The organism is Vibrio sp. Vb339 (genome assembly GCF_902751245.1).
In the GTDB taxonomy this organism is placed as follows: Bacteria; Pseudomonadota; Gammaproteobacteria; order Enterobacterales; family Vibrionaceae; genus Vibrio; species Vibrio coralliirubri.
On the sequence record NZ_CADDIS010000001.1, the window covers coordinates 661,786 to 673,695 of the forward strand.

General features: G+C 44.6%; 9 protein-coding genes. 2 read left to right on the forward strand and 7 right to left on the reverse strand.

From position 1 onward, the window contains the following. Positions 1 to 9: 9 nt before the first annotated feature. Together HRQ85_RS02995 and HRQ85_RS03000 are read left to right on the forward strand one after the other, a co-directional pair. Positions 10 to 612: a response regulator transcription factor gene (locus HRQ85_RS02995; protein ID WP_172378658.1), complete on the forward strand. Its 603-nt coding sequence runs from the start codon at positions 10 to 12 to the stop codon at positions 610 to 612. A gap of 293 nt (positions 613 to 905) precedes the next feature. Then, positions 906 to 2,114: a tetratricopeptide repeat protein gene (locus HRQ85_RS03000; RefSeq protein WP_172378659.1), complete on the forward strand. Its 1,209-nt coding sequence runs from the start codon at positions 906 to 908 to the stop codon at positions 2,112 to 2,114. 182 nt (positions 2,115 to 2,296) lie between these two features. Here the strand turns inward: HRQ85_RS03000 and sstT are convergent, their stop codons facing one another. The 7 genes from sstT to malT all read right to left on the reverse strand — a co-directional run bounded on the left by sstT (position 2,297) and on the right by malT (position 11,408). Beyond that, positions 2,297 to 3,511, reverse strand: a complete 1,215-nt coding sequence (sstT, locus tag HRQ85_RS03005; protein WP_048609829.1) for a serine/threonine transporter SstT — start codon at positions 3,509 to 3,511, stop codon at positions 2,297 to 2,299. A 390-nt stretch (positions 3,512 to 3,901) separates the two neighbouring features. Beyond that, positions 3,902 to 4,966 carry a ribosome small subunit-dependent GTPase A gene (rsgA, locus tag HRQ85_RS03010; RefSeq protein ID WP_172378660.1) on the reverse strand — a complete coding sequence of 355 codons (1,065 nt, stop codon included), beginning with the start codon at positions 4,964 to 4,966 and terminating at the stop codon, positions 3,902 to 3,904. A gap of 466 nt (positions 4,967 to 5,432) precedes the next feature. Then, positions 5,433 to 5,891 carry a copper chaperone PCu(A)C gene (locus HRQ85_RS03015; RefSeq protein WP_061037950.1) on the reverse strand — a complete coding sequence of 153 codons (459 nt, stop codon included), beginning with the start codon at positions 5,889 to 5,891 and terminating at the stop codon, positions 5,433 to 5,435. Between the two features lie 83 nt (positions 5,892 to 5,974). Further along, entirely contained in the window at positions 5,975 to 6,571 is a 597-nt protein-coding gene (locus HRQ85_RS03020) for an SCO family protein (protein WP_061016338.1), read from the reverse strand. After that, the gene (locus HRQ85_RS03025) at positions 6,568 to 7,008 is read right to left on the reverse strand and encodes a hypothetical protein (protein ID WP_172378661.1); all 441 of its coding nucleotides are present in this window, start codon (positions 7,006 to 7,008) and stop codon (positions 6,568 to 6,570) included. The genes HRQ85_RS03020 and HRQ85_RS03025 overlap by 4 nt, the downstream gene beginning before the upstream one ends. 203 nt (positions 7,009 to 7,211) lie before the next feature. Beyond that, complete coding sequence (locus HRQ85_RS03030; RefSeq protein ID WP_172378662.1) at positions 7,212 to 8,132, reverse strand: DUF368 domain-containing protein; 921 nt, start codon at positions 8,130 to 8,132, stop codon at positions 7,212 to 7,214. Positions 8,133 to 8,699: 567 nt separating this feature from the next. Beyond that, positions 8,700 to 11,408: an HTH-type transcriptional regulator MalT gene (gene malT / locus HRQ85_RS03035; protein ID WP_172378663.1), complete on the reverse strand. Its 2,709-nt coding sequence runs from the start codon at positions 11,406 to 11,408 to the stop codon at positions 8,700 to 8,702. Positions 11,409 to 11,910 lie beyond the last annotated feature (502 nt).

Sequence of the window (11,910 nt, forward strand, 5' to 3'; positions counted from 1 at the left end):
AATCTTGTTATGTCTGAACTTCATCAAAGGCTTCCTGTCTATGTGGTTGATGACGATGAGTCAATGCGCGACTCGTTGGTGTTCCTATTAGAAGAGCATGATTTCACTGTGTCAGCTTTTGAAGATGGGCTCAGCTTTTTGGACTCGGTGGATTTGAGTGCACCGGGTTGTGTGGTATTAGACAGCCGAATGCCAGAGATGAGAGGGCAGCAAGTTCATGAGTTGATGGTGAAAGCGCAGAGCCCACTGTCGGTGATTTACCTGACGGGGCATGGTGATGTGCCAATGGCGGTTGAAGCCTTACAAGCCGGCGCGGTGAATTTTTTTCAAAAGCCAGTTAAAGGTAATGAGTTAGCTGAGGCGATCAAACAAGGTTTGGACGCTTCAGAAAAGCACTTACACATGAACGTGTATCGCCAAGCGTACGCGTCGTTAACCGAGCGTGAGATAGGCATTCTCAAACAAATTATCGACGGTAAGCGTAACCAGAAAATAGCAGATGAGTTGTGCATCGCAATGAGAACTGTGGAAGTCCACCGAGCGAGTTTGATGAAGAAGTTTTCTGCGAAAACGGTCGCTGAGTTGGCATACATTTATGGGCAGCTTACCTAACCATAAATGTAAGAGAGAGTGGAAAATCATTCCCTTTACTACTGATTTTATGGTGAAAGGTAGTCTTCATAAGCAATCGATATTGAAGCAAGATCACACCATTTATGGAGTGCATACGGAGAGGTCTAAGTAGACTTTTTATCGTTATGTATTCCTGAGATACTGAACTGAGTTCATTTTAGGGCGGAACGTTTTAATAACGGCGCTTTTCCCTGTAATTCGAAACATTCACTATAGGTTGATAACTCCTCGACACCGAGGCTGGTATCAACCGAGTTAGGTTAAAATATTTTATGAGTACAATGGGAATCGCAATTGGTGCGACGGCTCTTTCGTTAATACTTGTCGCCGTGTGGCTGATCTCTTTATCGCTAAGAAAGCAGCGCTTGGAACAAGAACGTAAGGCTCGTGCTGTCGCTTACCGAAAAGCGATTGAAAAAGCGCGCATACAAGAGCAAAAAGAGCGTCACTTCAAAGCCGAAACCGGCCATGTACCGTCGATTCTGTATTTGGCAAAAGAAGCGGAACGTAACAATATTAAGGAAGCTCTGTATTGGTACGACAAAGCGGCGCAACTCGATAATATCAATGGCATGTACGGCATTGTGCGCCTAAGTATGAAGCGTAAAGAAGACCTGATTTTAAGAGAGAAAGCCAACTTTTGGCAGTTAGCAATCTCTGCTTTAGACAATGACGTATCGGCGAAATTCGAGATGGGCAAAGCGCTCGTCTTTGGTCGTGGAACCGATAAGAACATCCCTAAGGGTTATACCTATATTGAAGAGTCTGCGGCTGGTGGTAATACCGAAGCGATGCTGTTTATCGGTGACTGGTGTCTCGATAAAGAAAACCCAGACTACTCAGCTGAAAGCTCTGTCGAGTGGTACCAAAAGGCTGCTGAAAAAAATAACCTAGATGGCAAGATCAAACTCGGTATGAGTTATTTGAACGGTGTGGGTGTTGAGCCTAACCATGGTGAGGCTGTTTACTGGTTTGAGACAGCCGCAGAAAAGAACAGTGCAGAAGCGATGTTTAGAGCAGGCGAAGCTTGGATCGACCATGGTGAACACGGCAACGCCATCGCTTATATCTGGTTATTCCTATCAGCTCATTTTGGTTACTCAGAAGCCAAACATTTGAGAGATAAAGTAGGCGGGGAGCTTGGTGTGGATGCCGTCGTGGGCTTACAGGCTCTGACTAAGCCGATAATGACTAAGCTGACCCAAGAAGCAATCACTAAGCACTCAATCATTAAAGCGCTCAATAAGCTCTACAAGCGTAATATACCGATTCCGAAGAAAGTGAAAGAAGCGTCTGATGAAGAAGGTGAGGCGCTAAATGTAGATGCGAGCCATTTAGATACACAAACGGCGAGTGCTCAAGATACGAATGTTGATTACAGCCAGCAACCTAATACCGAGCAAGCATCAACAGAGAGACAAGCGACACCAAATAGCGATCCTCTAGATTTCAGTCAGTCTAACTGGAACAGAAACCAGTAAATTGCACTCATTGGTTGTGTACGGTTGATAGGTCGTTTTAGCTCTAATCGAGATACTCAAGACAACAAAAAGGGAAGCTGATGCTTCCCTTTTTATTTATGTGCTATTTGCTTTAAGAGCTTAGAGCTTAGAGCTTAGAGCTTAGAGCTAAAGTAAAGCTAATATCTAAGCCTAAGAGCTTATTAAGCTTTGTTTTGCTCAGCTTTACATACAGCCGCAGTGAACACGACGTCTGTTGAGCTGTTAAGCGCTGTTTCAGCTGAATCTTGAATCACACCGATAATGAAACCAACCGCTACAACCTGCATCGCTACATCGTTAGAAATACCGAATAGACCACATGCTAGTGGGATAAGCAGTAGTGAACCGCCAGCAACACCCGATGCGCCACATGCTGAAATTGCAGCAACAAGGCTTAGTAGAATTGCAGTGAAGATATCAATCTCAATACCCATTGTGTGGACAGCAGCAAGTGTTAACACAGTGATAGTGATTGCAGCCCCCGCCATGTTGATCGTTGCGCCTAGAGGAATAGATACAGAGTAAGTATCTTCGTCTAGGTTTAGCTTTTTACAAAGGTTCATGTTCACTGGGATGTTTGCAGCACTTGAACGAGTGAAGAATGCCGTTACACCAGATTCACGAATACATTGCAGTACAAGTGGGTATGGGTTCTGTTTTGTTTTTGCAAATACAAGCAGTGGGTTAACCACAAGTGCAATGATCAGCATTGAGCTTAGTAGAACCGCTAGCAGTTGACCGTAGCTTGCTAGTGCATCGAAGCCCGTTGTTGCGAATGTTGTCGAAACAAGGCCGAAGATACCAAATGGCGCAAGACGGATAATGAAGCGAACAATGTGTGAAACACTGTGGCTAAGGTCTTCGAAAACCGCTTTGGTTGTTGCAGATGCGTGGTGCAGTGCAAGACCAAGACCGATTGCCCAAGCAAGAATACCGATGTAGTTCGCGTTCATTAGCGCGCTAACTGGGTTATCTACAAGCTTGAATAGAAGGGTATGAAGAACTTCCGCGATACCTTGAGGAGGGTTAGCACCTTCAGCGCCAGCAACCAGTGTCAAAGTGGTTGGGAACATGAAGCTCAGTACTACAGCAGTCAGTGCAGCAGAGAACGTACCAATCAGGTAAAGCACAATGATTGGACGCATATGAGTATGCTGACCTTTCTTTTGGTTTGCGATAGAAGCTGCAACAAGAATGAATACTAAAATTGGGGCAACAGCTTTCAGAGCACCAACAAACAGACTACCTAGTAGGCCTGCGTCTTGAGCTGCTGAAGGAGAAACCATGGCGAGAACGACACCGAAAACAATACCAGCAAGGATCTGTAGAACGAGATTTCCACGAGCGATGCGGGCGAGCATGTTGTGATTTTGCATAAAATACCTGCAATTGTTAATTTATTATAGTGATGTATCTTTTTATAAAGTTGTACCAAATCCGACTATACACTAGTGGAATGGGCGGTCATATTAGCGGGATCTAAGTGGGTGTCTAGGAATAGTTTACTTTTAGGGTGATTGTTTGCGCTACGTGGTGTTTTTAGAGCTAAATGTTAAATTAATGTGTTTTGATTGAGCTATAAATCTACAAAGTGACATTTAATAGACTCAATATACTGTAAATTTGGAAATGTAAACGACTATTGGTAAGAACATTGTGTGCTTAAATAGTCACACTAAGACCAAATTGAAACAAAAAGCCCCACGTGTTTAACACGGTGGGGCTTAGTCGTTTAAATAAAGCGTATTGTGATTAACCTGATTGGTTTAGTCAGTCGCTTTTTTAATGTTTCGGTTTTCTGATTGTACGGTTTTGTACATCTTCGAAAGCTGCTTACTGTTAGCACGTTGCTCTGCCAATGAGGCACCATTTCTGGCTTGCTCTCGCAATAGCTTTTGATAGTTATTAAATCGTCTTTCAGACAACTCACCACTCTCAATGGCTTTGCGTATTTTGCATCCAGGTTCTGATTCATGATGGCAATCAGAGAAACGACAGTGCATGGCTAACTCTTCGACATCAGAAAAGGTTTCACTTACCCCCTCGGCGCAGTCTGCAAGTTGCAGCTCTCGCATTCCTGGAGTATCAAGCAGTAAGCCGCCCGATGTCAGTAAATGCAGTGAGCGTGACGTCGTTGTGTGTCGGCCTTTGCTGTCGTCTTCACGAATGCCTCCCGTGGCTTGCTGAGTCTCCCCAAGCAGCGAGTTGACCAGTGTAGATTTCCCAACACCAGACGACCCCATCAAAGCCACCGTTTTGCCCGTTTTACACCAAGGTGCTAATACTTGAGTCGAGTCTTGGTCTAGGCTATTAACGGCTTCGATCATCAGCATCGGATCTAAGCTTTGCACTTGCTGTACTTTGTCTTGGTAGTCGTCACACAAGTCTTTCTTGGTGAGTACGATAACGGCTTCAACTTGCGCTTTATTAGCGAGAGCGAGATAACGCTCGATGCGGCTTAGATTAAAGTCGTTATTTAACGAAACCACGATAAAAACCGTGTCGATGTTGGCTGAAATATATTGTTCTGCGACGCGACTGCCTGCTGCTTTACGGCGGAAGAGCGATTGACGGTCTAGTAAACGGTCGAATTGTAGATCAGAGTTTAAAATCACCCAGTCTCCAACGGTCATTGCCGGTTGGTTTTGATGGATGGGTAGAACAATTTCACCTTGCTCTGACGCTAAGGTATAGCCACTGCGGTGATGTGCGACGATACGAGCAATGACGGAATGGTCATAGTCTTCGAGTGTCAGTTGTTGTTGGAATACAGGTTGCCATCCAAGTTGTTGAAGTGACATTGGATGAGAAAATGCAGTTTGTGAATTCATGTCTATTTACCCAGACGTGCGAGCTTTCTTTTCTCATGAGAGCATTAACGTCTTGTAAGACCTCAGATTGTTGATGAGATCGAAAAGCGTTGGTCAGATCAAAAAGCGTCGAGACGTCAAAAATGTTTGAGCTTGGGTCGAATTCAAATAGATAGGACCCCGGATTGAGTCATGCTTACAGGCATGCAGATATTGATCACTTACGATCAACAGTAAACCGGGTAAAAGTGTGCGGTCGTCAATGGATGACGATAAGTTGGTATGTCGGTGTTTAAGTTTGATTAACCAAACAAATTAACGCGTTACTTTTACTGCCAGTTTTAGTGTGTTCATTACAATCATCTTCTATTCTCCTTGGTTTATTAATGTGTTCAGGCTTTGAATAAAAATCGCGCTCAGTTTAACAAAAAGCCACGATGGCGAGAAGTCATCGTGGCTTAAATTATTTTCTCAATTGTGAATACGATTAATGATGGTCGTGGTTCATCTTTTTCATGCCGCTCATCACTTTCTTCACTGGTGCGTCGAAGGTCTGCGTTTCACCATTAGCGAAAGTCAGTGTCATCTCGATTTTCTCACCTTCTTTTAGGCTGCTTGCTAGGTCGAACAACATGATGTGTAGGCTACCAGGTTTAAGTACCGCTTCACCGTTTGCAGGGATTGTGATCTCTTGAACTTGGCGCATCTTCATAACATCGCCATCCATGATTACATCATGAAGTTCTACTTTACCTGCTGCAGGTGTTGTTGCAGAAACAATAGCGCGATCTTTATCGCTATGGTTCATCAGAGTGGTGAATACCGCGCTGTTCACTGCTGAAGGCGGTGTTGCACGAGCGTACGCGTCATGAACCATAATATCGCTACTAGCCTGAGCAAAAGGGGTGAGCAATAAGCCTGCTAGAGCAAGTGCTTTTAACTTCATGTTGTTGTCCTTAATTTTTATGTTTTTGGTCTGGGACCTGACTTTTTTTGAACTTTATTGAGTAAGTTCTTTGTTTTTACGTTTTACTGCGTCAGCTTGTTGATAGCCTCAACAATTGGCGCTGGCGTCAACGTGTGCGGCACTTTGGTAATCAAGGTGCCGTCGGGCTTTAAAAAATAAAAATATGAGCTGTGGTCTAGGGTGTATTCCAACTCTGAACCTTCAAGCTTGGTCTTTCTGAAAATAACACCGTAGTTGTGTGCAAGCGTGGTTGTGACATCCAATGGACCACTTAGTCCTTCCATCATCGGGTGGAAGTATTGCGCGTATTCATACGAGGCTTCAGCGGCATCACGTTCAGGATCGAGAGAAACAAACATCGGACGAATCTTGGCTTTTGCTTCATCAGAAACCTGGTTAAGCGCTCCGGCTAACATTGCTAGTGAGGTAGGGCACACATCTGGACAGCGTGTGAAACCGAAGTAAACGATGCGAATTCTGTCATCGGCCTGGTCAAAGATTTCCGTTGGTTGGTTATCTTTACCAAAAAGGGTTGTTGCAGAGAATTCTTGCTTTGCAGCGTGTTGCTCTTGAGCTTCGTTTTGCCCATCAAGATAGCTTTTGACACCAAAGCCAAGTACAAACGCTACCACTAATGCTAACGACCAATTCTTACTCATCTTGCCATCCTTATTGCAGGGTTTACGGTTTCAACACCATCGGTGAGTTCACCAAGCCAAGTCATCTTATCCATGGTGCACACAGGTAAAATCACGTCACCTTCATAGGTATTGTTGCCAATATGCTTTAATTGAAAACGTGCCGAGCCCATTTCCATCTCCAAGCCAGTAAGCGACAGCATTAATGTGTCAGAGGCTGAGTCTTCCCACACCACTTTGATTTTTGTTGGGACCAGAGGTTGAGCCGTCTCACTATCGAGTGTCATAGCCACCGCATTTTGCTCACATGATGTGGTTGAAAGCATGCAGTAGTCATCCAAGTTGACGTCGGCAGTTGAGTGCTCCATCGCTGATTTAAACTGCTGAATTGCTTGCGGTCCATAAAAGCCTGCCACGAGAGCGATCCCAAGAGCAGCAACCTTTAATGCAGAGTGCATGTCGTGTTCTCATCTAATTTTATAAGAGCGGCGATGTTATCATACCCCTCAATACGTGCTTGTATCAAAAAGCAATTTTGTGCGTATGGTAGAACTAAAAAAGCGAAGCCATTGGCTTCGCTTTTGTCTGTTTAATCGAGAAGTGAGCTTAGTATTTCTAAGCATTATCCGTTCTAGACGCTTTCCAGAAGTTGGCTGAATGATTAGTCAGCGTTACGTTCTGCGAACTTCTCTAGTCCTAAAACTAAGGCTATCGCAGCAAACATCATCACAATCGCCATGACTAACTGAGAAGGCTGAGAGGTTACCGCTTCAAAATCAAACGGAGATAGGTTTTCTTGAATCAGAGGAACTTGTTCACCTTTTGAGTTTGTGCGCCAGCTGATGGTCTCTTTCCAAGGCCAGATCTTAGGCAGCGTACCGATCATCAAACCGGTTAAGAACACTAATGTGAAATCGCGGAATGAACGCAGTAACCAAGAGAGTACGTGCGAGAAAGTCAGTAGGCCGATCACACAGCCACTAAGGAATAGCGCAAGCACATCGATTTGGAACTCTTTAACTGCACCAAGCACGGGGCCATACATACCAATCAATAGCAAAATGAAGCTTCCAGAGATACCGGGTAAAATCATCGCACAGATAGCAATCGCACCCGCAATGAGAACGTTGATGCTGGTCGGTTCCATTTGCAGCGGCTTAAGCACGGTAATGCTGTAAGCGAAAGCAACGCCAAGCAGCAAAAACACGAAACGAATCATATCGCGCTTTTCTACTTGCTTAAGAATGTGGAAAACCGAGACCAAGATCAGGCCAAAGAAGAAAGACCACAGTGGAACGGGGTGGGTGACTAATAACCAAGAAATCAATTTTGCAAATGTTGCAATGCTCGTGAATACGCCTGCGAACAGTGAAATTAGGAAGAAACCATTGATGTGATTAAACGCGGCTTTGAAGCCTTCGCGTTTCCATAAGCCAAGTACGCTAGGGTTAATTCTTCGAATGCTTTCTAGCAGCGTATCGTAGATACCAGTGATGAATGCGATGGTTCCGCCCGACACGCCAGGAACAACGTCTGCTGCGCCCATTGCCATGCCTTTGAAAAAAGTACTTAAGTAGTTCATTGCTTCATAGAGTTGAGGATGATTTTGTGCAGTATACAAACTTTAGTGTAAAAAAAGTATGAATATGCTTTTGGGGAAGGGCTTTTATTACTCTATTAATTGTAAGGCAATAAGTTGAAGTGAATATTTGCCTAACATTTAGATAACAACCACTTAGTGATTTGTCATTAAGAGCAGCGATGAAACTGATCTCTTATCGATATTGCATCTTGGTTGCATTATGCAAATGCACTTTGCAATTCGCATGATAAATTCATGGTTTTTATGCGATGCAGGGCTTATAAAACGTCGAATAAAAGTTGGCACGCTAACTGCATTATGTACATTGACCCTTCTTAAGCCGAGGGTCACCTAGCCAACTGACGTTGTTAGTGAACTTATGATTTGTTCACAAATATATAGAGCCAATCGCGATTATTGCGGTTGGCTATTTTTTTGCCTGTCGTTTGGTGTTCTCCTTTTTCTATTCCCGCCCCGATACTTTTAGGCTCTGAATTTCAGATGAAAAAAAAGCCAGCCACCATCGGTGACTAGCTTATGTTATCTCGAATCAATCTCGAATCCGTTTTAGTACCCCATCAACTGCAGCAAGTTCTCCGCTGTGCTGATTGCTTCTTTACGGTTAGCAATGTTGAGCTTTTGGTAAAGGTTACGGATGTGAGTCTTGATCGTAGTACCCGCTACATCGAGTTCTTGAGCGATCTGCTCATTACTGAATCCTGAATAGATCAGACCAAGTACTTGCCATTCACGCTGAGTGAGTGGGCTAGTGCGCACAAGCTCAGGAATGTTCGGGTGATTAACCAAGTTCTCAACAAAGTCTTCATCGAAGTGCACCGAGCGACTGCGCTGGGTGGTGGAGATATCCTTCATGATTTGTTGTGCACGATGACGCTCTAAATCACCTAAGCCAGGTTTGTTGCTCAACTTATCCAAGATATGCCCGATTGTCCCACCGTCTACTAAGAAGTTACCGACCATACCGGTTTGGTTAGTCATATGAAGCGCTTCTTCAAGTAGTACTCGTGCGCTGTCTTCATCGTTAATTTGTGTACGTAACACGGCTTCAACTATCAAGTTGCGGTTGGTGTCGGTAATCAGGTGCGAACGCTGGGCTTCACTCTTAAGGAAAGTCAGCGCTTCTTCGGCTTCTTCGTATTGCTCAAGGATGATGTGAGCACGAACGATGTTTCGCCACTGAAGTTGGCAGAAGTGGTTGCTTGCCGATTCAGGTCGAACCGCCACACTCAGCCAATCACGTATTGCTTCTTTATCGCCTTTTACTTGCCAGAACAGAATCAAAGATAGAGAAGCGTTCGCTGTCCAATCTACGTGGTAAGTCGATTGACGCAATAAGTGCTGAATCTGGTCGATAAATTTCGACGCTTTATCAATCTCACCGCGGCTCAATGAAATACGAGCCAGCATAGAGTAACTGTGCAGATGTTTACTCGGAGAGTGGTGACCAAGGATATCTAAGCCTTTGTAGCAACACTCTTCCGCTTCATCTAGTCGGTTCCAACACCAGAAGATCTGAGCGCGAACACGTAGCAAAAATTCATGCAGCGGCACGTATTGAAGCTGATGTTCTTCAATCAATTTGAATGCACTGTCTTGTAGCTCAAATGCAGCTTGAACATAACCTTGAGCAATCAAGATTTCGCTTTGTTGCAGAATCGCCCACAGAGCCTGATGATAAACCTGATACTGACGTGCCAGTTTTTCAGTTTGTTGCATCATCGGTAGCGCACGGCTTAGGTTACCCATTACGTGATTCACTTCGCCTACAACCGAGGTGGCGACAATGCGGCTACGATAAACGGTGGTGTTCAACTGACTCAAAGAAAGCTCAGCCAATTCCAATGCTTTCTCAGGCTCATTGCTGTTGATGGCAACTTGTGCGCGTAAGGCGTTGTATTGGCCTTGCTGTTGAGTATCGAGTTCAATATTTCGAGCTTGATATTGAGTCTCAGCCTCTTCCAACAAAGTACCCACTTGGTCATAACGGTGCTGACTTTGTGCAAGCCAAGCACGCAACATCGAAAGCTTTGGCTCACTGTAAAGTTGATCGGTGGTCAGTTGCTTGATCGCCATCTCTAAAGATGAAAGCTCACCTTGGTTGAACATCGGCCAACCATGTTCAGTCAGGATTTGAATGATAAGTTCTGGATCTTCAGCGCGCTGTGCGTGACGTAGTGCTTGGTGTGGTGTGTTTTGCTTGATCCACGCTTTTGCAGCACTTCGATGCAGTTCTGCTTCTTGCTGAGGAATTCGAGCTTGGCGCTCATGTGCGAGGAACTCACCAAACAAGTTATGGAAGCGATACCAGTTCTTTTCACCTTCAAGAGGGTAGATGAACAAACCAAAACGGTTGAGTGATTCGATCATACCTAACGCATCTTCACGCTGTGTAAGTGCACACACAAGCTCATCGTTGAAGTGATCAAGCACAGAGCATTGCATCAAGAACTGTCGGGTTTCTTTGTCTAGCAGGTCGAATACTTCTTCAACCAAGTAGTCCCAAAGATGAGCGTGGTTAAAGTGAGAGAACGACTCTGCTGACTGTGCAAGAGTGCGTTTTTGGTGTTGTGCTTGTAGCGCGATAAGTTGCAATGCAGAAGGCCAACCTTCTACATAACTACAAATACTGTCTGCGGTCGTGTCATCAATGCCGTCGGCTACGCGTTGGTTGAAAAAGCGTGTGGTTTCTTCGGTATCAAACGCCAACGAGTCATTACCTAATTCGATCATTAAGTCACGAACGCGCAGGTTTGCTGTACCAAGTGGTGGCGTACCACGACTGGTGACTACCAACGTTAGGTTGTCGGGCATGTGTTTGAGGAAGAAGCGCATGGCTTCGTGGATGTCGTCATTGTTGACCAAATGATAGTCATCCAACACCAGAAAACACTCGTGGTGGAATTCAGACATCTCAGCAAACACTTCACTTAATAAAGAATGCAACGATGAAAACTGTCGTTTCTCTGCCAGCTTTTGGGCATTCGGGCAGGCGTTTTGCGTCGCTTTATTAAGGGATTGAAGTAGGTAGTTGATAAAACGGAAGGCATCGTTATCACTATCATCGATGCTGTACCAACCTACATTAGGTTTTTCTACCAGCCATTGGGCAGCCATGGTGGTTTTGCCGTATCCAGCTGGAGAGCGGAACAGTACTAGCTTATAGCAATCTGCATTGTGAAGCAGATCGAGAACCCTAGGTCGTAGGATTGCATTATGTAAGCGGCCGGGACGAGTCAGTTTCGAAGGGATCCACATATCGAAGTTTTACACCTATTCCGTGGCTATGTTCTGGAATATCCCAATCTATCGTTGAGTGCACTCCAATGACATTAGCCTAATTACTTAAGTCTTTACTCATATTACGTGAAGCCAAACGTTACCGACTATGATCCTCCTCAGAAACCTTGCGCTCCTGCATGTTTTTGGGTGTCTACGCCCTTTATTTGAGACTTTGCTCACGTTGCGGGTTGGTTTGTGAATGTGACTTCGTTCATCTCTACACGGGAATCTATGCAAAAGATGAGAGTTGGAAATTATTTTCGTGATCTGAATATCAGATTTGACAATGACTTTAATCTGGTTAAATAAAAGTCACATCAATTGAAGTTAAGTTATCGAACGGGAGCTTGTGATCTTAGTCACTCCAAGTTTTTGTTCGTAGTCAGAACATGAGAGTCAGATCACTAACCCTAAGTCGGTACGCCCCCTACGCCCTCCCATCTACTCCTAGTCAGTTGCATTAGCGGGAGGATGTTTA